Below are 24,685 nucleotides of genomic sequence, written 5' to 3'. Positions count from 1 at the left end.
CAGGATCAAGCGCCAAAGCCGCCTTCCCTCATTTCTCTCGGCGCAATGCCGATTCGGCCAATTGCGTCAATCGAAGACCTGCTGCCAGGCCGCGGCGCATGCGGCATCGCCATAACGCCGCTCGGCTTCCTGCATGACCTGAGCCGCCGGAACGACAGTCCATTGCGCCAGTGCCTGCGCCAATTGGCCAGCGGCATAAGCCGTGACCCCCGGATGCCCGGAGGCAACCGCGCGCGAAAACCCGCTTTCGGCCAGCAGCACATTGGCGCCGCGCGATACCGCATGGAAATACGCGCCCGAAACGATCATCGTATTGTCGGCATGCGCAAGAATCACGCATTGGGTCCGGCTCAATGATTCGTCGAGCTCTTCATCCGGCACATAGGCATTCTTCCAGACGACATCGAGATTTCGATCACGGATCGTCCGCTCGATGGTCTCGATGAGTTCGGCATCGCGCGCACGCCCGAGAATCAGCAAGGGCTTTTCACGCGGCCATTCGAGCAGCAACTGGTCGAGCTGCTTGTATTTGTGAATTGCCCCAAACCACAGGAAGGGAATATCGCGACTGCCATTGGTTGCATTTTCTGGCATCGACATCAAGGGATGCGGCACCACCTGCGAGCGAATCGATGACACCTCTCGATGAGTCACCGTCACGTCGGAAAAGAATGCCAGCATCTTGAGCATTGCAGCATGTGCCGGAGTGCTTTGCGGCAGGAAATGCGGCTTGAAATTGTGCCGCACCCAGATCAGGCGGCCTGCCATCACGCGATAGGTCAGCACCGACAGCAAGGCACGCACAACCGACACCCATTGCGGCCTGGGATTGTTCAGCATCCAATCCTCGAACCAGTTGAGAATCACGATCTTCTGGCTGCGGCGGCCGAATCTTGCATTCCACGGCCATTTCGGGCATGCCTCGACCGCGTAACCCAGCCGACGCCATATCTCTATGTTCTTGTTGACATACTGATTGTTTATTTCGGTAAATGGATAGCAATAAATCGTCTTCACTGATGGATTCCCGAACAAAACGAGCGAATCTGCAGGCAGCCGGGCAATGAATGCCTGAAACCGCGCAAACACCGATGGCAGTTGCACCCATTGGGTACCTGCCGCATGCAATCAGACCGTGCCGAAATGGCGACTTGAATCGGACAATTTTGCCGGCCGTGAATAAATGCGTCAGTCGAAATCCGCACATTCGTCGCTACCGGCCATTGCATTCGCTCAGGCAGCAAGTGCCCGCCAACCGATAACCATCCGGAGCGCGACAATCCGCCGGGGCCTGGTCATGAATGCAGAATTGCCGATGATCGGCCGGAAAATTCGCCAGGCAAATCGAGAAATACTGCGCAATTCATATTGCACGCATCAAATCGAGGAGAGCGTCCCATACGCGCATTGCAGCATGCGGACTTATAGTCGGATGCCTCCGATCGGCATCGCTCCAGACGATGCTGCCAATGCACAACCCTCACGATTAGCCAGCCTCGACATGTCCACCTCCGACTCCGCCCCGCTGCGTGTGCTCTATCTGGTTCACGATCTATCGGATCCAGCCGTCGACAAACGAACCATCATGCTGCGCGACGGTGGCGCTCGCGTGACCGTCGCAGGCTTTCGCCGCACGCCCGAGCCCATTGCCGAAGTTGCCGGAACTCCGGCAATCAATCTGGGGCAAACTCAAAATGGCGGCTTTCTGCAACGCATCATTGCCGTGCTGCAAATCGTTCTGTCCATTCGAAAGTACAGACATCTGTTTCTCGATTCGGATGTGGTGATTGCACGCAATCTGGAAATGCTCGCCATCGGCGTGCGCGGCCAATCCAGCGTCAATCCGGCCCCCAAGCTCATCTACGAATCTCTGGACATTCATCGTCTGCTGCTCGACCGGGGAATCGTCGGACGTGTCTTGCGTGGCCTCGAGGGCTGGCTGTCAAAGCGTGCGGCCGCCCTGATCACCAGCTCGCCAGCCTTTGTCGAAAACTATTTCAAGCCGCTCTCGCAGGTGCAACTGCCGGTCGTTCTGATCGAAAACAAGGTCTATTCAGGCGAGACCGCCTTGCCGGGCACATCGGAAATCGTCCGTCCGGCAGCCCCGCCATGGAAGATCGGTTGGTTCGGAGCGATTCGTTGCCGCAAGAGCCTGGATCTGCTGTCTGAATTGGTGAAGCGTGCTGAAGGGCTGGTGGAAGTGACGATCCGCGGCCGGCCGGCCTATAACGAGTTTGCTGATTTTGCCCGAAGCACCACCGAAACACCGGGACTGAGATTTGGTGGCGCATATCGCAATCCAGTCGATCTCGACCAGATGTACGGGAATATCCATTTCACCTGGGCGATCGACATGTTCGAGGAAGGGCAAAATTCCACCTGGTTGCTTCCGAATCGGCTTTACGAAGGCGGGCGCCACGGATCTGTCCCGCTCGCGGTCGCCGATGTCGAAACCGGGCACAAGCTCGCCGAGCTTGGGATTGGCCGCAATTTCCCGGTGCTGACCGTCGATGCCTTGCTGGATTTTTTCAGGACGCTGACCGCCGCCGAATATCAGGCAATGTCATTTGCGGCAAGATCGATTCCTGCCGCGACCTGGAGCTTCACTCGGCAGGATTGCGTCGAACTCGTTGCCGCATTGCGCTCGGCCGGTTCGACCTGAGTCGCAATAATTCCCGAAACCGGGCGATCTGCCGAGAATACGGCGGCAATTCCGCACCACCGGGCTGGCTGCAATCCACAATTATCCGCTGTGTTATTCTGAAAAGTAGATTCGACAGGTCGGGCAGCCGCCTCCTGCGACGGCGCCGGCGGCGTCATCCTCGTACCATTCGGGGGAAATTCGATGCCGGCCGGTCGCCCGTGCTCGCCATCCCGTCGTCAGGATGACCATCGTGACCAATACCGTACTGCTGAATAACGATTCCTCGCGCCCGCTGCGCCTCTCCGGCCTCGAAGCCCTGACCATCGACGACAGCACGCTGTTCGTGAATGTGGGCGAGCGCACGAATGTCACCGGCTCCAAGATGTTTGCCCGGCTGATTCTCAATGGCGAATACGACCAGGCGCTCGCGGTGGCGCGTCAGCAGGTCGAAAACGGCGCGCAGATCATCGATATCAACATGGACGAGGCAATGCTCGATTCAAAGGCGGCAATGACCCGCTTTCTGAATCTGATTGCCAGCGAACCCGATATCGCGCGCGTGCCGATCATGATCGATTCCTCCAAATGGGAAGTGATCGAGGCCGGCCTGAAATGCGTTCAGGGCAAGAGCATCGTCAATTCCATTTCGATGAAGGAAGGCGAAGAAAAATTCATCGAGCAGGCAAAGCTGTGTCGCCGTTATGGCGCCGCCGTCATCGTGATGGCCTTCGATGAAAAAGGGCAGGCCGACACTTTTGCGCGCAAGACCGAAATCTGTGCCCGCGCCTACAAGCTGCTCACCGAAAAGATCGGCTTTCCGCCCGAAGACATCATCTTCGATCCGAACATTTTCGCGATCGCCACCGGCATCGAGGAACACGACAATTACGCGGTCGATTTCATCGATGCCTGCCGCTGGATCAAGGCCAATCTGCCGCATGCGCGCATCAGCGGCGGCGTGAGCAATGTGAGTTTCAGCTTTCGCGGCAATGAGCCGGTGCGCGAGGCGATTCACACCGTTTTTCTTTATCACGCGATCCAGGCCGGCATGACGATGGGCATCGTCAATGCGGGCCAGCTCGGCGTGTATGCCGATCTCGATCCCGAATTGCGCGAGCGCGTGGAAGACGTGGTGCTCAACCGCCCGGTGCCGGCGCCCGCCGACGGCAGCGAGCCCAAGACCGCGACCGAGCGCCTGCTCGACATCGCCGAGCGCTTCAAGGGCACGGGCGGCAAGCGCGAGGAGAACCTCGACTGGCGCGGCACGGCCGACAAGCCGGTCACGGTCGAGCAGCGGCTGTCGTATGCGCTGGTGCACGGCATCACGACCTTCATCGCCGAGGACACGGAAGAAGTGCGCGCCGCCATCGCCGCGCGCGGCGGCCGGCCCATCGAGGTCATCGAAGGCCCCTTGATGGCCGGCATGAACGTGGTCGGCGACCTGTTCGGGCAAGGGAAGATGTTCCTGCCGCAGGTGGTCAAGAGCGCGCGCGTGATGAAGCAGGCGGTCGCGCACCTCATCCCCTACATCGAGGAGGAGAAGCGCCAGATCGAGGCGGCCGGCGGCGACGTGAAGTCGAAGGGCAAGATCGTCATCGCCACGGTGAAGGGCGATGTGCACGACATCGGCAAGAACATCGTCAGCGTCGTGCTCCAGTGCAACAACTTCGAGGTCGTGAACATGGGCGTGATGGTCCCGTGCAACGAGATCCTCGCGCGCGCCAAGGTGGAAGGCGCCGACATCATCGGGCTGAGCGGCCTCATCACGCCGAGCCTCGAAGAGATGGCCTATGTGGCCACCGAAATGCAGCGCGACGACTTCTTCCGCGTGAAGAAGATTCCGCTGCTGATCGGCGGCGCGACCACTTCGCGCGTGCACACGGCGGTCAAGATCGCGCCGCATTACGACGGCCCGGTCGTCTACGTGCCCGACGCGTCGCGCAGCGTGAGCGTGGCCCAGAGCCTGCTGTCCGACGAGGGCGCGGCGCGCTACATCGCCGAGCTGGAAACCGACTACGACCGCGTGCGCGAAGCCCATGCCAACAAGAAGGCCGCGCCGCTGATGCCGCTGGCCGAGGCGCGCGCGCGCAAGCCGGCGATCGACTGGAGCGCCGCCGCGCCGGCCCAGCCCAAGTTCCTCGGCCGCCGCGTGTTCCGCAACTACGACCTGGCGGAGCTGGCGCGCTACATCGACTGGGGCCCGTTCTTCCAGACCTGGGATCTGCATGGCGCCTTCCCGGCCATCCTCGACGACGCGGTGGTCGGCGACTCGGCGACCAAGGTCTACAAGGACGGCCAGGCCATGCTCAAGAAGCTGGTCGAAGGCCGGCAGCTCAGCGCCAGCGCGGTCGTCGGCTTCTGGCCGGCCAATTCCGACGGCAAGGAAACCATCACGCTCTACACCGACGACGACGCGCGCGACGAGGCCCACGTGCTGTTCCGCTGGAAGAACCTGCGCCAGCAGACCGCCAAGCGCGAAGGTGTGGAAAACAAGTGCCTCGCCGACTACATCGCGCCGCTCGACTCGGGCGTGCGCGACTACATCGGCGTGTTCGCGGTGACGGCCGGCCTCGGCGCCGACAAGCTCGCCGAGCGCTACGAGGCGGCCAACGACGACTACTCGGCAATCATGGTCAAGGCGCTGGCCGACCGGCTCGCCGAGGCCTTTGCCGAGGCGCTGCACGAGCGCGTGCGCAAGGACTTGTGGGGCTATGCGCCCGACGAGGCGCTCGACGCCGCCGCGCTCATCAAGGAGCAGTACGTCGGCATCCGGCCGGCGCCGGGCTATCCAGCCTGCCCGCGCCACGAGGTCAAGCGCGACATGTTCGCGGCGCTCGACCCGGCCGAGATCGGCATGGGCCTGACCGAAAGCTTCGCGATGACGCCGGCCTCGTCGGTGAGCGGCTTCTATCTGTCGCATGCCAAGGCGCAGTACTTCAACGTGGGCGACGTGGGCGAGGAGCAGCGCGACGCCTGAGCCTGGGCGGGTCCGCGGTCGGCTCCGAACCCCAGCCGCGTCGGACCGCCGCGCCGTCCGACGCCGCCGCGCCTACAGCCCGTAGGCGCCAGCCGACATCATGCCGACATGTCGGCGGATACGTGGAGTTGCACCCGGATGCGATAACGATCGCAACGCGGACACCGGTCCGCGATCTCCGGGGCGACTCCTCCTATGAAGATCCTTTTCGTCACGAGCGAACTGGCCGGGCTGGTGAAGGTGGGCGGTCTGGCCGATGTGAGCGCCGCCCTGCCGCGCGCGCTGGAGCAGGTCGCGCACGACGAAGTGCGCGTGCTGCTGCCCGGCTATCCGGGCGTGCTGGCCGGCCTGCGCGATGCCGCGCCCATCGCCGAGCTGCCCGGACTCGCGGACATCCCGCCGGCGCGCCTGCTCGGCGGCCGCGGCGCCGACGGCCAGCAACTGTTCGTCATCGACTGCGCGCCGCTCTACGACCGCCCCGGCACGCCCTACGGCGATCTGGCCGGCGCGGACTGGGCCGACAACGATGTGCGCTTCGCGCGGCTGGCCTTTGCCGCCGCCCAGATCGCCCACGGCCTGCCCGAATTCGACTGGCAACCCGACCTGATGCATGTGCACGACTGGCCGGCGGCGCTCGCGCCCGGCTATCTGGCCTGGCAGGACGGCGCGCGGCCGATCCCGAGCGTGACGACGATCCACAACCTCGCGCATCAGGGGCTGTTTCCGGCCCACCGGCTCGGCGCGCTCGGCGTGCCCGAAGCGGCCTTCGCGGTCGACGGCAGCGAATTCCACGGCCAGCTCGGCTTCCTCAAGACCGGCCTCTACTACGCCAATGAAGTGACCACGGTCAGCCCCAGCTATGCCGAGGAAATCGCCACGCCCCAGCTCGGCTGCGGCCTGCACGGCCTGCTCGGCGGCCTGCGCGACGCCGGCCGGCTCACCGGCATCGTCAATGGCGTCGATCCGGCCTGGAACCCCAGGAACGATCCCTATCTGGTGCGCCGCTTCGACGCCCGCAGCCGCGACGCCAAGCAGCGCAACGCCCAGGCCGTGCGGCACAGCCTCGGCCTCGCGCACAGACCCGCGCCGCTGTTCAGCCTGATCGCGCGCATGGTCTGGCAGAAGGGCGTGGATCTGGTCATCGACGCCTGCGAGACGCTGGTGCGCGCCGGCGGTCAACTGGCCGTGATGGGTGCCGGCGATGCCAGCCTGGAGCGCCGGATGCACGCCTTGTCGCAACGCCATCCGGGCAGCGTCGCGGTCAAGATCGGCTACGAGGAAGCGATGGCGCACAAGGTTTTCGCCGCCAGCGACTTCTTCCTGATGCCGTCGCGCTTCGAGCCCTGCGGTCTTACCCAGATGTACGCCCAGCGCTTCGGCGCCCTGCCCATCGCGCGCGAAACCGGCGGCCTGCGCGACACCATCGACGACGGCATCACCGGCTTTCTCTTCCCCGACAGCTCGGTGCGCAGCCTGCTCGGCGCGGTGCGGCGCGCGCTGCTGATGTTCAACTTCCGCCCCGGCATGAACCAGATGCAGCGCGAGGCCATGCGGCGCGACTTCGGCTGGGACCGGCCGGCGCAGGAATATCACCGGGTTTACCAGCGCGCGCAGGCGGCATGCCGCACGTCCGCCCGTCATGAGTAGACGCTTCGCGGTGGTGTTTCAAAGTTCCATACCGCAAGATTCGCGGACTGTTCGGTACCTCTCTTCTCTTCCGCGAATCCCCTCATGACGCCCCTCGTCCAGACCGCCGCCTGGCAAGCCCTGCGCGACCACTCCGCGCAATGGCAAGACCGCCCCCTCGTCTCCCTGTTCGAACGCGATCCGCGGCGGTTCGACGCCTTCTCGCTGGAAGCCGCCGGCGTGTTCATGGACTTCTCCAAGAACCATGTCGACGCGACCACCGTGGAGCTGCTGGCCGAGCTGGGCCGCGCGCGCGGCGTGGAAAGCCTGCGCGACGCGATGTTCGCGGGCGAGAAGATCAATCACACCGAGAACCGCGCGGTGCTGCATGTGGCGCTGCGCGCGCCCCAGGGCCAGCAAATCCTGGTCGACGGCGAGGACGTGGTGCCGGGCGTGCATGACGTGCTGGCGCGCATGGCCGGCTTTGCCGAACGCGTGCGCTCGGGCGAGCGCACCGGCCGCACCGGCAAGCCGTTCACCGACATCGTCAGCATCGGCATCGGCGGCTCCGACCTCGGCCCCTGCATGACGGTCGAGGCGCTGCGCTCGTCGCTGCATCCGCGCCTGACGATGCATTTCGTGTCGAACATCGACGGCGCGCATCTGGCCAAGGCGCTGCGCGACCTCAACCCGGAAACCACGCTGTTCATCGTGATTTCCAAGACCTTCACCACGCTCGAAACCCTGACCAACGCGCGCAGCGCGCGCGACTGGTTTCTCAAGAGCGGCGCCAGCCAGGCCGACGTGGCCAAGCACTTCGTGGCCGTGTCGACCAACGCCGAGAAGGTCGAGGAATTCGGCATCGCCACGCGCAACATGTTCGGCTTCTGGGACTGGGTCGGCGGGCGTTATTCGCTGTGGTCGGCGGTCGGGCTGCCGATCATGCTGGCGGTCGGCGCCGACGGCTTTCATGAGCTGCTCGCGGGCGCGCACGCCATGGACGAGCATTTCCGCACCGCGCCGCTGGAGCGCAATCTGCCGGCGCTGCTGGCGCTGCTGGGCGTCTGGTATCGCGGCTTCTTCGGCGCCACCAGCCAGTGCATCGCGCCGTATGCGCAAGACCTGAACCGCCTCGCCGCCTATCTGCAGCAGCTGGAGATGGAGAGCAACGGCAAGGCCGTCACGCGCGACGGCACGCCGGTGTCCGCCGGCACCTGCCCGGTCATCTGGGGCGAGCCGGGCACCAACGGCCAACACGCCTTCTTCCAGCTGATCCACCAGGGCACGGACGTGATCCCGGTCGATTTCATCGCCGCGCTCGACGGCGGCCACGATCTGGCCGATCACCACCGGCTGCTGCTCGCCAACTGCTTTGCGCAGAGCGAGGCGCTGATGACCGGCAAGGACGAAGCCACGGTGCGCGCCGAATGCGCGGCCGAAGGCAAGTCGCCGGCCGAGATCGACGCGCTGGCGCCGCACAAGGTGTTCGGCGGCAACCGGCCCAGCACCACGCTGCTGGTGGATCGCTTCTCGCCGCGCGCGATCGGCGCGCTGATCGCGCTGTACGAGCACAAGGTCTTCGTGCAAGGCGCGGTCTGGGATGTGAACAGTTACGACCAGTGGGGCGTCGAGCTCGGCAAGCAGCTGGCCGCGCGCATCGCGCCCGAGCTGCTGCCGGGCGCCGCCGTCGGCAGCCACGACAGCTCGACCGCCGGGCTGATCGCCCGCGCGCGCGCCGCCGCCTGAGCGCCGCGCCATCCGCCGGCGCCGGGCGCCGGCGGCACTGCGCGTTTCAGCTCCCCGCATGACCGGACATCGGCAGGCCATGCCACAGCAACATGACCGGCTGTGGCCTTGGCATTGCGTTACCTGCCCGCGCCCCTCCCAATCCCGAGAGCACTCACTTTCGTGACTTTTGTCACGCTTGTTGCCCGCCGCGTGGCGGCAAAGTCAGCCGGTTTCCCTGTGTCAAAGGCCAAACCGTGTTTCAGACTGCATCGGAACCCCGCCTCGGCACGTCCCGGCTGCTTGCCGGGCTGGCGCAACCCGACGCCATCGGCAGCGCACTCGCCGGCATCGAGCTGCGGCCGATCGGCGACGGCGACCGCGACTTTCTCGCCGCGCTGTTCGCCGCCGTCCGGCGCAACGAGGTCGCCGCCACCGGCTGGCCGGCCGAGCGCCAGCAAGCCTTCCTCGCCGAACAGTTCAGCTACCAGCAGCGCTACTACCGCGCGCATTTCGCCGACGCCGACTTCCTGCTGCTGATGCGCGCCGGCCGGCCGATCGGGCGGCTGTATGCACAGGCTTGCAACGGCGTGCTGACGCTCATCGACATCAGCCTGATCGAGGCGGTGCGCGGTCAGGGCATCGGCAGCGCGCTGCTGCAAGGTCTGGTGGCGCTGGCCGACGGCGCCGGCCTGGCCATGAGCCTGGCGGTCGAGCCCGACAACCCGGCGCGCCGGCTCTACGAGCGCCACGGCTTCGCCGTCGCCGATGCCAGCGGCTTCTATCTGCGCATGCTGCGGCCGGCGCACGCGCCGGAGGCGGCATGAGCATTCCCTCGCCCGCCACCCTGCGCAGCCTGATCGGCCAGCCCTTCCACATCTCCGCGCCCGCCGTCGGCAGCTTCGGCGCCCGGCTTGCAAGCGTTGTCGACGGCGTGCCGATGGACGCGGACCATGTCTGCTACTGCGCCGGCTTCGCGCTCGACGGCGCGCCGGTGCCGCAGGCCAGCTACACCGTGATCGCGCCCGACGGCGCGGTCTGGCAACTGTTGTTGACGCCGGTGCGACCCGGCGCCGATGGGCGGCCCGTGCTCGAGGCCGTGTTCCACACCCTTGCGTCGCACACATCAGGAGACAGGAAATGAGCGAACCCTTCATCGGCGAGATCCGCATGGTCGGTTTCAACTACGCGCCGTTCGGCTGGGCCTTTTGCGACGGATCGCTGGTCCCGATCAGCCAGAACAACGCGCTGTTCGCACTGCTCGGCACCACCTTCGGCGGCAATGCCCAGACCAACTTCGGCCTGCCCGACCTGCGCGGCCGCGCTCCGGTCGGCGCTGCGCTGTCGGGGGGCATCAGCACGCCGCCCGCCAACTATCTGCTTGGCGAACAGCCCGGCGCCGAGAACTTCACGCTGACGGCTGCCGCCGTGCCGCTGGCGCCGCACACCCACGGCGCCAGCGTGGTGGTGGCCGAAAAGGCCACGACCGCCACGCCCTCCAACACCGCGCTGATCGGCGGCGCGACCGACATCGACAACCAGGTCACCTACGCGAATTTCGCGCCGACCAGCCCTCCCGTCGTGCCGCTCGCCGGCAACTCGGTCGCGGTGGGCCAGCCGGTCAGCACCGCGCCGCCGGCGGTCGCCATTCCGACGGTCCCGCCCTCGCTGGCGCTGAATTTCATCATCGCGCTCCAGGGCATCTTCCCGTCCCGCGGCTGAGCGACGGCCGGCGGTTGCACGCCGGCCGCCGGCGTCTCGCCCTTCTTCATTCGACCCACTGCCGTCCCGCCCGCGGGACGGTGCAGGAGCAAGACCTCATGGCTAGCTGGTTCGGCAAGCGTTCGCGCAGGCAATCCGACGACTCCCACGGCAAGCGCCGGGCGAACGAGGGTCAGCAGCCGCCTGCCGCCGGCACGCCGGACCCGGTCCTCCGCGCGCCGCTGATGCTGGCGCTCGAACCGCGAATGATGTTCGACGCCTCGGTCGCCGTGGTGGCCGACGCCGCCGCCGACGCGGCCCAGCATGCCGCCGCCGAGACGCCGGCTGCCGACGCAGCGGCGCATGCCAGCGAGCGCGCCGCGAGCGACGACGCCACGCCGGCCGCCAAGACCGCCGACAGCGCGGCCGCCAGCGCCGTCGGCACCGACGCGCTGGGCACGATCGCCCGGCTCGGGCCCGACGCGGCCCAGCTCGGCCGCGCCGACGCCGGCGCCACGGTCGTCGTCATCGACGCCTCGGTGGACAACCCCGATGCCATCGTCGCCGCGCTGCCCACCGGCACCGAAGTCATCCGCCTGAACGCCGACAGCGACGGCCTGGCCCAGCTGACCGAAGCGCTGGCCGGCCGCAGCGGCATCGGCTCGATCCAGATCGTCACCGAAGGCACGACCGCCGCCCTGCGCCTGGGCAACACCTGGGTCGACAGGAGCGCGCTCGATGCGCACTCGACCCAGCTCGCCGCGCTCGGCGCCACCCTGGCCAGCGACGGCGACATCCTGCTGTACGGCTGCAAGACCGCCGACGGCGCCGACGGCCGCGCCTTCGTCGACGAATTCGCGCGCCTGACCGGCGCCGACGTGGCCGCCTCGACCGACTGGACCGGCGCCGCCAGCCTCGGCGGCAACTGGACGCTGGAGTACGCGAACGGCGACATCGACCACGGCCAGCTGCTCGACGCGAGCAGCGCCGCCGGCTACGACCATCTGCTCAACACGCTCGCGGCGGGCGACATCGTCATCATCGGCTGGGGCCGCACCAGTCCGGTCAGCCAGGGCGAGGTCTATCTGATGTCGCTGGTGGACGTGCCGGCCGGCACCACCATCACCCTCACCGACATCGGCTGGGACAACAACACCAGCGCCTTCCAGGCCAGCCCCAACACCAGCGAAGGCCGGCTGGTCTGGAGCCTGGGCAGCACGCTCCAGGCCGGCGACGTGGTGAGGGTGCTCATCTATCCGTCGAGCGGCGGCGCGACGATCACCAACGTCACCGACGGCACGACGATCTCGGCCGCCGAATACGCCACCTCGGGCTGGTCCGGCTCCACCTATGTGTTCAACGCCAACGGCGACGGCGTCTTCATCTACCAGGACTCGGCCGCCAATCCCTACTTCATCTTCGGCGTCAACACCTCGCAGGGCGGCTCGCCCTACACGGTGGACGGCTCGGGCTGGAATCAGCAGGTGTCGTCCAACGGCGATGCGCTGTCGATGCTGCCCAACGGCAGCGGCAGCCAGAACGCCCTCGTCGACGGCAGCACCGCGGTCGGCTTTCCGCAGCAGTCGCTGAACAACAACCTCCAGTACAACGGCAGCACCGTCGGCACCGACCGCGCGGGCTGGCTGGCGCGCATCACCGACCGCAGCAACTGGAACGGCGTCGACCTGACGGCCTCCTCGACCGCCACCAATTCCATCGGCACCACGACCGGCAGCTTCGGCATCGTCACCACGCCCAACACCGCGCCCGCGCTCGCGCTCGACAGCGGCAGCACCGGCTACACCGAGAACGCCAGCGCCATCGTGGTGAGCGGCGGCGCCACCGCGAGCGACACCGAAGCCAACTGGAACGGCGGCAGCGTGGCCCTGACGCTGAGCGCCAACGGCGACGCGGCCGACCTGCTCGGCATCGCCAGCGGTGGCGGCATCACCGTGGCGGGCACGACGGTGAGCTACGGCGGCAGCGCCATCGGCACGCTGAGCGCCGCCGTCGGCTCGCTGAGCGGCAGCAGCGTGACCGGCAGCGCGAGCGCCTCGCTGCTGGTCACGCTCAATGCCAGCGCCAGCAATGCGGCGGTCGAGGCGCTGGTGCGTGCCTTCACCTTTGCCAACAGCTCGGATGCGCCGTCCACCGCCACCCGCACCGTCTCGGTGGTGGTGAAGGACGCCGCCAACGCCCAGACCACGGGCACGCGCAGCATCGTGGTGACGGCGGTCAACGATGCGCCGGTGACGACGCTGCCGGCCAGCCTCACCGTGACCGAGGACGTGGCCACCGCGCTCACCGGCATCAGCTTTGCCGATGCGGATGCCGGCGGCGCCAGCGTGACCGCGACCTTCGGCGTGGGCAGCGGCGCGCTCACCGCCACCTCGGGCAGCGGCGTGACGGTGCTGGGCAGCGGCGGCGGCAGCCTGTCGCTGAGCGGCACGGTCAGCGCGATCAACAGCTTCATCGCCGCCAGCGGCCTGAGCTATCAGGGCGCCAGCAATGCCACCGCCGACGTGACGCTCACCGTCGGCATCGACGACGGCGGCAACAGCGGCAGCGGCGGCGCGCGGACCGACAGCGACACGACCACGATCCACATCACCGCGGTCAACGACCGACCGGTGGTGGGCAGCGGCGGCACGCATCTGGTGGGCAGCGGCAGCACCAGCGATGCGGCGGTCGGGCCGATCAGCATCGCCAGCATGCTGAGCGCCGGCAGCATCACCGACGTGGACGGACCGGCGCTCGGCATCGTCATCGTCGCGACGACCGGCGCCGGCACCTGGCAGTACAGCCTCGACGGCAGCAGCTGGAACGACTTCGGCACGGTGTCGTTCACGCAGGCGCTGCTGCTCGGGCCGACGGCGTCGCTGCGCTATGTGCCGGCCGCCGGCGCCACCGAGACGGCGAGCCTGACCATCGGCGGCTGGGACGGCTCGTCGAACGTCAGCGGCACCAAGGTCAATGCCGGCACGATGCCGATCGCCTCGGTCACCGCCGGCGCCTACACCGCGACGGTGAGCGTGACCGAGCCGAATCTGGCGCCGGTGCTGACGCCGGCCGCGCCCACGCTCACGGCCATCGGCGAGGACGACACCAGCAACGCCGGCGACACGGTGGCGAGCATCGTCGGCAGCAGCATCGCCGACGCCAACGGCAGCCCGGTCGAGGGCATCGCCATCACCGGCCTGAGCAGCGGCAACGGCACTTGGCAGTACAGCATCGACGGCGGCGGCAGCTGGAGCGCCGTGGGCAGCGTGAGCGACGGCAGCGCGCTGCTGCTGCGCGCCACCGACCGGCTGCGCTTCGTGCCCGACGGCATCGACGCCGACAGCGCCAGCGTCACCTACCGCGCCTGGGACCAGACCGGCGCGACCGCCGGCCAGCAGGGCACGAAGGTGGATGCGAGCGGCAACGGCGGCGCAACCGCCTTCTCGACCGCCAGCGACAGCGCCAGCATCGCCGTGAGCGCGGCCAACGACGCGCCGACGCTGGCCACCGCGAGCTTCAGCCTGACCGGCACCGACGAGGACACGGCGGCGGTCTACTCGGTCGCCGATCTGCTCACCGGCGCCGGCGCGGCGGATGTGGACCCGGGCGCGCTCGGCGGCATTGCCGTGACCGCGCTGGCCGGCAACGGCAGCTGGGAATTCAGTACCGACGGCGGCACGACCTGGACCGCGCTCGGCAGCGTCAGCCCCAGCAGCGCGGCGCTGCTCACGTCGGCCACGCAGCTGCGCTACACGCCCGACGGCGCGCATGGCGAGACCGCCAGCATCGGCTTCGTGGCCTGGGACCAGAGCAGCGGCAGCGCCAGCGGCACCGGCACGGTCAGCTCGGCCGACACCACGAGCAACGGCGGCACGACCGCGTTCTCGACCGCCGGCAGCAGCGCCAGCCTGGTCGTCACCGACGTGGACGACGCGCCGACCGTGAGCCTGCCGGCCAGCTTCAGCGTGACCGAGGACACGAGCGGCGCGCTCACCGGCATCGGCTTTGCCGACTTGGACGGCAGCGGCGGCGCGGCGACCGTGACGCTCGCGGTCGACAGCGGCACGCTCGCGGCCACGGCCGGCGGCGGCGTGACGGTGGCCGGCAGCGGCAGCGCCAGCCTGACGCTGGGCGGCACGATCGCCGACATCAACGCCTTCATCGCCGGCAGCGGCCTGAGCTATCTGGGCGCCGCCGATGCCACCGCCGACGTGACGCTCAGCGCCGGCATCGATGCCGACGGCAACTCGGGCAGCGCCAGCGGCACGATCCACATCACCGCCGTCAACGACCGGCCGGTGCTGGCCGATACCGCGCTCGACCTCACGGTCAACTGGAACCTCGGCGCGCCGTCCGGCGCGGTCGGCACCGCGCTCGGCGACCTGATGGGCGGCGTGAGCGACGTGGACGGCGACAGCCCGCTCGGCGTCGCCCTCGTCAGCAGCGACGAATCGCTCGGCCACTGGTACTACACGACCGACGGCGGCAGCAGCTGGAACGCCGTCGGCGCGGTCAGCGCCAGCTCGGCGCTGCTGCTGGCCAACGACGGCAGCACGCGGCTGTACTTCCAGCCCGACAGCGGCGTCACCGGCAGCACCTCGGCGGCGCTCGGCCTGCGCGCCTGGGATGGCACCGAAAGCAGCGCCGGCAGCCGGGTCAGCGTGATCGACTCGGTCACCGCCAGCTCGAGCACCGCCTTCAACATCCCGGTCAGCGGCACCTCCGGCATTGCCTCGCTCTATCCGAGCAGCATCAACGTCAGCGGCCTCGTCGGCAGCATCGAGAGCGTCACCGTCACGCTCAACAACCTGACCCACACCTTCAGCGGCGACCTCGACATCCTGCTGGTCGGCCCGGACGGACGCGGCGTGATCCTGATGTCGGACATCAGCGGCCGGCCGTCGAACACCACCCTCACCTTCAGCGATGCCGCCGCCAGCCTGCTGACCAGCAGCACGACCAGCGGCAGCTTCCGGCCCAACAACAACGGCATCAGCGCCGACAGCTTCCCCGGCGTGAGCGGCAGCTGGGGCGCGTCCCTGGCCACCTTCCAGGGCGGCAACGGCAACGGCAGCTGGGGCCTGTACGTGGTCGACGACACCGGCGGCGACATCGGCACGCTCGCGGGCTGGTCGCTGACCGTCTCGGCCGGCGCCCGGACCGCCTACAGCAACGCCACCGATACCGTGTCGGTCACCGTCGTCGAGACGCCCGAGGCGCCGGTGCTGACGCCATCCGCGCCGAGCTTCACCGGCATCACCGAGGACGACGGCGCCACGGCCGGCCAGACCGTCGCCGATCTGCTCGGCGGCAGCGTCAGCGACCTCAACTCCGGCGCGGTCGAGGGCATCGCCATCACCGGCCTGAGCGGCAGCAACGGCAGCTGGCAGTACAGCCTGGACGGCAGCAGCTGGAGCGCCGTGGGCAGCGTGAGCGAGAGCAGCGCCCTGCTGCTGCGCGCCAGCGACCATCTGCGCTTTTTGCCCGACGGCAGCAATGGCGACAGCGCCAGCGTCAGCTACCGCGCCTGGGACCAGAGCGGCGCGACCGCCGGCCAGGAAGGCACGAAGGTGGATGCGAGCGTGAACGGCGGCACGACCGCCTTCTCCAGCGCGAGCGACAGCGCCAGCCTCGTCGTCGGCGCGGTCAACGATGCGCCGACCGTCGGCACGACGAGCTTCAGCCTGACCGGCACCGACGAGAACACCGCCGCGACCTATTCGGTCGCCGATCTGCTCACCGGCGCCAGCGCGGCCGACGTGGATTCGGGCGCGCTCGACGGCATTGCGGTGACCGGGCTGGTCGGCAACGGCAGCTGGGAATTCAGCGCCGACGGCGGCACGACCTGGACCGCGCTCGGCAGCGTCAGCGCCGGCAGCGCGGCCCTGCTCGATTCGGCCGCGCAGCTGCGCTACACGCCCGACGGCGTGCATGGCGAGACCGCCTCGCTCAGCTTCGTGGCCTGGGACCGCACGACGGGCTCGGCCAGCACGACCGGCGCGGTCAGCTCGGCCGACACCGGCGCCAGCGGCGGCACGACGGCGTTCTCGGCCGGCGCGGCGACCGCCAGCCTGGCCGTCGCCGAGGTCAACGATGCGCCGACGCTGGTGTCGACCGTGGCCTCCATCGTCACCGACGAGGACACGCCGAACAGCCCGTTCAGCATCGCCACGCTGCTGTCGACCTTTGGCGGCGCGGATGTGGACGGCGACACGCTCGGCATCGCCGTCACCGCCGTCGCCGCGCACGGCAACTGGCAGTTCAGCACCGACGGCGGCAGCAGCTGGACCAGCTTCGGCACGGTCAGCGACAGCGCCGCCCTGCTGCTCGGCAACGCCACCCTGGTGCACTACCTGCCCGATGGCGCCAACGGCGAGACCGCGCAATTCAGCTTCCGCGCCTGGGACGGCAGCGTGGGCAGCGCTTCCACCACCGGCACGCGCGCGCTGGCCGATGCCTCGACCACCGGCGGCAGCAGTGCCTTCTCGGCGGTGAGCGACCTGAGCAGCCTGATCGTCACCGACGTGAACGACGCGCCGACCCTGGCCAGCACCAGCTTCAGCCTCGCCGGCAGCGACGAGAACACCGCCGCGACCTATTCCGTCGCCGATCTGCTCGCCAGCGCCGGCGCCGCCGACGTGGACTCGGGCGCGCTGGGCGGCATTGCCGTGACCGGCTTGGTCGGCAACGGCAGCTGGGAATTCAGTACCGACAGCGGCGCGACCTGGACCGCGCTCGGCAGCGTCAGCGCCAGCAGCGCCGCGCTGCTCGATTCGGCCGCCCAGCTGCGCTACACGCCCGACGGCGTGCATGGCGAGACCGCCAGCATCAGCTTCGTGGCCTGGGACCGCACGAGCGGCACGGCCAGCAGCACCGGCGCGGTCAGCTCGGCCGACACCGGCGCCAGCGGCGGCACGACGGCGTTCTCGGCCGCGACGGCGACCGCCAGCCTTGCCGTCGCCGAAGTCAACGATGCGCCGACGCTGGTGCCCGTGCCGACCTCGGTCGATACCACCGAGGACGCGCCGAGCACGCCGCTCACGGTCGCCACGCTGCTGGCCGGCAATGGCGCCGGCGACCTGGATGGCGACGCGCTCGGCGTGGCCATCACCTCGGCCAGCGGCCTCGGCCACTGGCAGTTCAGCACCGACGGCGGCAGCAGCTGGACCGATGTCGGCGCCGTCGGCGACAGCGCGGCGCTGCTGCTGAGCGGCGCGACCGAGCTGCGCTACGCGCCCGACGGCCACAACGGCGAGACCGCCCAGCTCGGCTATCGCGCCTGGGACGGCAGCACCGGCAGCGCCTCGACCTCGGGCACGCGCTCGACCGCTGACGCCAGCGCGACCGGCGCCACGACGGCGTTCTCGGCGGCGCTCGGCACGCTCGATGCCAATGTCGCCGCGGTCAACGATGCGCCGACGCTCGGCACCGCAAGCTTCAGCCTCGCCGGCACGGATGAGGACACGGCGGCCGTCTACTCGGTCGCCGATCTGCTCGCCGGCGCGGGCAGTGGCGATGTGGACAGCGGCGCGCTCGGCGGCATTGCCGTGACCGGTCTGGCCGGCCATGGCAGCTGGGCGTTCAGTACCGACGGCGGCGCGACCTGGACTTCGCTCGGCAGCGTCAGCGCGAGCAGCGCGGCGCTGCTCACCTCGGCCACGCAGCTGCGCTACACGCCCGATGGCGTGAATGGCGAGACTGCGTCGATCAGCTTCGTCGGGTGGGATCGCACGACGGGCTCGGCCAGCACGACGGGCAGCGTCAGCTCGGCGGACACCGGCACGCGCGGCGGCACGACGGCGTTCTCGGCCACGGCCGCGACCGCCAGCCTCGCCGTCGCCGACGTGAACGATGCGCCGACGCTTGCCACGTCCAGCTTCAGCCTCGCCGGTACCGACGAGGACACGACGGCGGTCTACTCGGTCGCCGATCTGCTTGCCAGCGCGGGCAGCGGCGATGCGGACTCAGGCGCGCTCGGCGGCATTGCCGTGACCGGCCTCGCCGGCAACGGCAGCTGGGAATTCAGCACCGACAGCGGCGCGACCTGGACTGCGCTCGGCAGCGTCAGCGCCAGCAATGCGGCGCTGCTCACCTCGGCGACCCAGCTGCGCTACACGCCCGACGGCCTCAACGGCGAGACGGCCAGCATCAGCTTCGTCGCCTGGGACCGCACCAGCGGCTCGGCCAGCGCGACGGGCAGCGTCAGCTCGGCGGACACCGGCACGCGCGGCGGCACGACGGCGTTCTCGGCCGCGACCGCGACCGCCAGCCTCGTCGTCGCCGACGTGAACGATGCACCGACGCTCGGCAGCACCAGCTTCAGCCTCGCCGGCACCGATGAGGACACGGCGGCCGTCTACTCGGTTGCCGATCTGCTTGCCAGTGCAGGCAGCGGCGATGTGGACTCGGGCGCGCTCGGCGGCATTGCCGTGACCGGTCTGGTCGGCAACGGCAGCTGGGAATTCAGCACCGACAGCGGCGCGACCTGGACCAGCCTCGGCAGCGTCAACGCTTCCAGCGCCGCGCTGCTTACCTCGGCAACCCAGCTGCGCTACACGCCCGACGGCCTCAACGGCGAGACGGCCTCGATCAGCTTTGTGGCCTGGGACCGCACGAGCGGCGCGGCCAGCGCGACCGGCGCGGTCAGCTCGGCCGACAGCACCGGCGGCAGCGCCTTCTCGGCCAGCGCCAGCACCGCCAGCCTCGCGGTCGCCGACGTGAACGATGCGCCGACGCTCGCCACCGCGAGCTTCACTCTTGCCGGTACCGACGAGGACACGGCAGCGGTCTATTCGGTCGCCGATCTGCTCGCCAGCGCCGGCGGCGCCGATGTGGACAGCGGCGCGCTCGGCGGCATTGCCGTGACCGGTCTGGTCGGCAACGGCAGCTGGGCCTTCAGCACCGACGGCGGCGCGACCTGGACTTCGCTCGGCAGCGTCAGCGCTTCCAGTGCCGCACTGCTCACCTCGGCCACGCAGCTGCGCTACACGCCCGACGGGCTGAATGGCGAGACGGCCTCGATCAGCTTTGTGGCCTGGGACCGCAGCAGCGGCGCGGCCAGCACGACCGGCTCGGTCAGCTCGGCCGACAGCGGCGGCGGCAGCGCTTTCTCGGCCGCGAGCGCGACCGCCAGTCTCGCGGTCGCCGACCTGAACGACGCGCCGACGCTCGCCACCGCGAGCCTCACCCTCAGCGCCACCGACGAGGACACGGCGCGCGAATTCAGCGTGGCCGATCTGCTTGCCAGTGCCGGCGCCAGCGATGTGGATGCGGGCGCCGCCGTCGGTCTGGCCATCACCTCGGCCAGCGGCCACGGCAGCTGGCAATACAGCACCGATGCCGGCGCGAGCTGGTTTGCGGTCGGCAGCGTGTCGACCGGCGAGGCGCTCGCGCTCGGCCAGTACGCGCTGCTGCGCTACACGCCCGACGGCGCCAACGGCGAGACCGCGACGCTCAACTTCGCGGCCTGGGACGGGACCGACGGCACGCTCACCGACGGCGCCGCTCGCGGCACGATCGACGCCGGCACACGCGGCGGCAGCTCGGCACTGTCGAGCACGCTCGCCGGCGCCAGCCTCGCGATCGCTGACGTGAACGATGCGCCGACGCTCGCCACCGCGAGCTTCAGCCTCGCCGGCACGGATGAGGACTCGGCGGCCGTCTACTCGGTCGCCGATCTGCTCGCCAGCGCGGGCAGTGGCGATGTGGACAGCGGCGCGCTCGGCGGCATTGCCGTGACCGGTCTGGTCGGCAACGGCAGCTGGGCCTTCAGCACCGACAGCGGCGCGACCTGGACTTCGCTCGGCAGCGTCAGCGCGAGCAGCGCGGCGCTGCTCACCTCGACGACCCAGCTGCGCTACACGCCCGATGGGCTCAATGGCGAGACGGCGTCGATCAGCTTCGTCGGGTGGGACCGCACCAGCGGCTCGGCCAGCACGACCGGCAGCGTCAGCTCGACGGACGCCAGCACGCGTGGTGGCACAACGGCCTTCTCGACCGCCGCCGCGACCGCCAGCCTCGCCGTCGCCGACGTGAACGACGCGCCGACGCTCGCCACCGCGAGCTTCAGCCTCGCCGGTACCGACGAGGACACGGCGGCGGTCTATTCGGTTGCCGATCTGCTTGCCAGTGCAGGCAGCGGCGATGCGGACTCAGGCGCGCTCGGCGGCATTGCCGTGACCGGCCTCGCCGGCAACGGCAGCTGGGCGTTCAGTACCGACGGCGGCACGACCTGGACTTCGCTCGGCAGCGTGAGCGCCAGCAATGCGGCGCTGCTTTCGTCGGCCACGCAGCTGCGCTACACGCCCGATGGGCTCAATGGCGAGACGGCGTCGATCAGCTTCGTCGGGTGGGATCGCACGACGGGCTCGGCCAGCGCGACGGGCAGCGTCAGCTCGGCGGACACCGGCACTCGTGGCGGCACGACGGCGTTCTCGGCCACGGCCGCGACCGCCAGCCTCGTCGTCGCCGACGTGAACGATGCGCCGACGCTCGCCACCGCGAGCTTCAGCCTCGCCGGCACCGACGAGGACACGGCGGCGGTCTATTCGGTCGCCGATCTGCTTGCCAGTGCAGGCAGCGGCGATGTGGACTCGGGCGCGCTCGGCGGCATTGCCGTGACCGGTCTGGTCGGCAACGGCAGCTGGGCCTTCAGCACCGACGGCGGCGCCACCTGGACCGCGCTCGGCAGCGTCAGCGCTTCTAGCGCCGCGCTGCTCACCGCGGCAACCCAGCTGCGCTACACGCCCGACGGCCTCAACGGCGAGACGGCCTCGATCAGCTTTGTGGCCTGGGACCGCACGAGCGGCTCGGCCAGCGCGACTGGCGCGGTCAGCTCGGCCAATACCGCCAGCGGCGGCGGCACGACGGCGTTCTCGGCCGCAGGCAGCACCGCCAGCCTCGCGGTCGCCGACGTGAACGACGCGCCGCTGCTCACCCGCACCGGCGTCATCGCGATCCCCGCCACCGACGAGGACACGGCGCGCGAAATCAGCGTGGCCGACCTGCTCGCCAGCGCCGGCGCCATCGATGCCGACGCTGGCGCCGCCCTCGGCCTGGCCCTGACCTCGGCCAGCGGCAACGGCGGCTGGGCCTACAGCACCGATGGCGGCGCGAGCTGGTTTGCGGTCGGCAGCGTGTCGACCGGCGAAGCGCTTGCGCTGGGCCAGTACGCCCTGCTGCGCTTCACGCCCGACGGCGCCAACGGCGGATTCGCCGGTCTCAACTTTGCAGCCTGGGACGGCACGGACGGCACGCTCACCGACGGCGCCGCGCGCGGCACGATCGACGCCGGCACGCGCGGCGGCAGTTCGTCGCTGTCGAGCTGGAACGGCGCCGCCCAGCTCACGATCGCCGACATCAACGATGCGCCGACGCTGGTCGTACCGGCCACGCTGGCGCTCGACGAGGACGGCTCGGTCGCCATCACCGGCATCGTCATTTCCGATGTGGACAAGAGCCTGATTTCCGGCTCGTTCCCGGTTGGCGGTCTGGTCGGCTCGCTCACGGGCGGCGGCATCGGCCTTGCGGCCGCAGCGTCCGGCAGCAGCTACAGCGCCAGCTTCTCGGTCGAGAGCGGCAGCCTCGTCGCCACGGCAGGCGCCGGCGTGACGGTGAGCGGCAGCGGCGGCGCGCTGACGCTCAGCGGCTCGCTCGCCGACCTCAACGCCTTCCTCGCCGCCAGCGGGCTGGTCTACCGCGCCGCGCCCGACGCCAACGGCAGCGTCACGCTGTCGCTGACGGTCGACGACGGCGGCAACATCGGCGCCGATCCGGGCCTGAGCGGCGGCGCGCACAGCGAAGCCGCCAGCGCCGTCATCCGGCTCGACATCGCCGCCGTCAACGACGCGCCGGTCGTCACCGCGCCGGCCACGGCGTCGGTCGGCGAAGGGCTGGCGCTGGTCTTCGGCACGGCGGGCGGCAATGCCATCGCGCTGGCCGACATCGATGCCGGCAGCGGCCTGCTGCGGCTGAGCCTCGCGGTCGATCACGGCAGCCTCACGCTGGCGCGCAGCACCGGCATCGAGTTCGTCAGCGGCGACGGCACGGATGACGCCAGCCTCGTCATCGAAGGCACGCTGGCCGACCTGCGCGCCGCGCTCGACGGCCTCGGCTACACGCCCGGCGCCGGCTTCCACGGCAGCGCCACGCTCAGCCTCGCGCTCAGCGATCTCGGCAACAGCGGCAGCGGCGGGGCACTCGTGGCCGATGCCAGCATCGCCATCGACGTGGCCGCCGCGCCGCGCGCGACCGAGGTCACGCTGGTCGATGCCGGCGGCAGCCACGGCGCCGGCAGCAGCGTGCTGCTGAGCGTCGGCTTCGACATGCCGGTGCTGCTCGACACCAGCGGCGGCACGCCGACGCTGGCGCTTGAGGTCGGCGGCATCACGCGGCTCGCGCGCTATGTGCGCACCGAGGGCGACCGGCTGATCTTCAGCTACACGGTGCAGGCCGGCGACAACGCCAGCAGCCTCGCGCCGGCCGGCAGCGCCGCGCTCGCGCTCGACGGCGCGGTGCTGCGCAATGCCGCCGGCAGCGCCGCCGTGCTCGATCTGCCGGCCACCACGCTCGCGGTGCAGCTCGACGGCGTGGGCCCGAGCGCCGGCGCCGCCGAGGCGGTGGCCTCGCTGCCCAACGGCGCCAGCATCAACTTCGTCATCCGCTTCGACGAGGGGGTGACCGGGCTGGATGCCGGCGACTTCGTGCTGCGCAGCACCGGCAGCGCCAGCGGCCGCATCACCGGGCTGAGCAGCGACGACGGCCGCAACTGGGTCGTGAGCGTGGCGGCGGCCGGCGACGGCAGCCTGGCGCTCGACCTGGCCGCCGGCGCCAGCGTCACCGATCTGGCCGGCAATCCGCTCGCCGCCAGCCAGCCCGGCATCGCCTTCGCCGTCGACCACGGCGCGCCCACGCTCGACGCCATCGTCCTGCTCGACGCCGACCCGGCCGCGCCCGCGACCCAGCGCTTCGAGCTGCGCTTCAGCGAAGCCGTCACCGGCCTCGACGCGGCCGATCTGCGCCTGGTGCTCGACGGCACGGCCAGCGGCCGCATCGCCGGCCTGACCCAGGTCGATGCGCGCACCTGGATCGTCAGCGTCGGCGCGCTGGCCGGTACCGGCAATGTGCGGCTGGCGCTCGACGGCGCCGGCAGCGGCATCGTCGATGCGGCCGGCAATGCGCTGACCGGCTCGGTGACCGGTCCCGGCTATGCCCAGACCGAGCCGCCCGCACCGGCGCCCACGCCTGCCCCCACGCCCACGCCGGCACCGGTGCCGGTCCCGGCCGTGCTGCCGGCGCCGGCGCCCATGCCGCTGCCGCAAGCCGCACCCGCGCCGGCGCCGGTCGGTTCCGATCCGGTGCTGCTGCCGGTCATCCAGCTGCCGCCGGCGCCGGCCGGCAGTCCGCCGGACAGCAGCTTCGACGGCACGCGCTTTGTCGATCGCACGCCGCCGGCGCCCACGCCTGCGCCTGCGCCCGAGCCGGCGCCGTTCAGCCTGCCGGGCATCGGCTTCTCGCCCTCGCTCCCGGTGCCGCTCGCGGCCCGGCCGCTGGCCGGCGAGCAGCGCATCGCCGCCGGCAGCGCCTTCAGCTTTGGCCTGCCCGACGGCACGTTCACCGTGCGCGATCCGAACACCCGCTTCTCGCTCACGGTGCGGCTGGTCAACGGCCGCGCGCTGCCGGCCTGGCTGCATTTCGATCCGGCGCGCGGCACGTTCAGCGGCAGCGTGCCGCCGGGCCAGTCGGGCCGGGTGCGGGTCGAGGTCACGCTCACCGACCAGAACGGCAACAGCGTGAGGACCGAGATCGACATCGACCTCGGCGCCGCCGGCCCGCGCGCCGCCCTGCCCGACGCGCTGGCGCCGCTGGCCCGGGCCGACGCCGCCGCCGACCGCTCCGGCGCCACGCCGCCGCCCGGCCGCGCCGGCTTCAGCCGCCAGCTCGACCACCACGGCGACACCGCCTTTGCCGACGAACTCGCCGCGCTGCTCGGCCTTGCCGACCGCCTCTGATCT

At 69.9% G+C, this 24,685-nt stretch carries 9 protein-coding genes; 8 read left to right on the top strand and 1 reads right to left on the bottom strand.

The genetic code is table 11. The features are described from left to right. Nucleotides 1-66: 66 nt before the first annotated feature. Nucleotides 67-1,017, bottom strand: a complete 951-nt coding sequence (locus tag B9P64_RS19895) for a hypothetical protein (RefSeq protein WP_176256909.1) — start codon at nt 1,015-1,017, stop codon at nt 67-69. Nucleotides 1,018-1,297: 280 nt separating this feature from the next. Between B9P64_RS19895 and B9P64_RS19890 the strand changes: the two genes are divergently transcribed. From B9P64_RS19890 to B9P64_RS19855, 8 genes are all read left to right on the top strand, one after another. Next, complete coding sequence (locus B9P64_RS19890) at nt 1,298-2,662, top strand: glycosyltransferase family protein (RefSeq protein WP_217808723.1); 1,365 nt, start codon at nt 1,298-1,300, stop codon at nt 2,660-2,662. 250 nt (nt 2,663-2,912) lie between these two features. Beyond that, nucleotides 2,913-5,621 carry a methionine synthase gene (gene metH, locus B9P64_RS19885; protein ID WP_407919697.1) on the top strand — a complete coding sequence of 903 codons (2,709 nt, stop codon included), beginning with the start codon at nt 2,913-2,915 and terminating at the stop codon, nt 5,619-5,621. A gap of 195 nt (nt 5,622-5,816) precedes the next feature. Beyond that, nucleotides 5,817-7,268: a glycogen synthase GlgA gene (gene glgA / locus B9P64_RS19880; RefSeq protein ID WP_085317911.1), complete on the top strand. Its 1,452-nt coding sequence runs from the start codon at nt 5,817-5,819 to the stop codon at nt 7,266-7,268. 84 nt (nt 7,269-7,352) lie between these two features. Further along, on the top strand, nt 7,353-8,993 hold the full coding sequence (gene pgi / locus B9P64_RS19875) for a glucose-6-phosphate isomerase (protein WP_085317910.1): 1,641 nt from the start codon (nt 7,353-7,355) through the stop codon (nt 8,991-8,993). Nucleotides 8,994-9,229: 236 nt separating this feature from the next. After that, nucleotides 9,230-9,799 (top strand): GNAT family N-acetyltransferase, encoded by a 570-nt coding sequence (locus B9P64_RS19870; protein WP_217808722.1) that lies wholly within the window; start codon nt 9,230-9,232, stop codon nt 9,797-9,799. Then, nucleotides 9,796-10,116: a DUF6916 family protein gene (locus tag B9P64_RS19865; protein WP_085317908.1), complete on the top strand. Its 321-nt coding sequence runs from the start codon at nt 9,796-9,798 to the stop codon at nt 10,114-10,116. Before B9P64_RS19870 ends, B9P64_RS19865 begins: the two co-directional genes overlap by 4 nt. Beyond that, on the top strand, nt 10,113-10,694 hold the full coding sequence (locus tag B9P64_RS19860; protein ID WP_085317907.1) for a phage tail protein: 582 nt from the start codon (nt 10,113-10,115) through the stop codon (nt 10,692-10,694). Before B9P64_RS19865 ends, B9P64_RS19860 begins: the two co-directional genes overlap by 4 nt. Before the next feature lie 98 nt (nt 10,695-10,792). Beyond that, nucleotides 10,793-24,682: a DUF4347 domain-containing protein gene (locus B9P64_RS19855; protein ID WP_139826424.1), complete on the top strand. Its 13,890-nt coding sequence runs from the start codon at nt 10,793-10,795 to the stop codon at nt 24,680-24,682. Nucleotides 24,683-24,685: the final 3 nt, after the last annotated feature.

The organism is Derxia lacustris, from assembly GCF_002105195.1.
Classification (GTDB): domain Bacteria; phylum Pseudomonadota; class Gammaproteobacteria; order Burkholderiales; family Burkholderiaceae_E; genus Derxia; species Derxia lacustris.
The sequence above is the reverse complement of the archived record's forward strand: the minus strand, read 5'-3'. Positions and strand labels throughout refer to the sequence as shown.

Bases quoted from the DNA above. Each gene is read 5' to 3' on its own strand.
- B9P64_RS19890 (WP_217808723.1), top strand. From the start codon at position 1,298: ATGAATGCAGAATTGCCGATGATCGGCCGGAAAATTCGCCAGGCAAAT.
- glgA (WP_085317911.1), top strand. From the start codon at position 5,817: ATGAAGATCCTTTTCGTCACGAGCGAACTGGCCGGGCTGGTGAAGGTG.
- pgi (WP_085317910.1), top strand. From the start codon at position 7,353: ATGACGCCCCTCGTCCAGACCGCCGCCTGGCAAGCCCTGCGCGACCAC.
- B9P64_RS19865 (WP_085317908.1), top strand. From the start codon at position 9,796: ATGAGCATTCCCTCGCCCGCCACCCTGCGCAGCCTGATCGGCCAGCCC.
- B9P64_RS19860 (WP_085317907.1), top strand. From the start codon at position 10,113: ATGAGCGAACCCTTCATCGGCGAGATCCGCATGGTCGGTTTCAACTAC.
- B9P64_RS19855 (WP_139826424.1), top strand. From the start codon at position 10,793: ATGGCTAGCTGGTTCGGCAAGCGTTCGCGCAGGCAATCCGACGACTCC.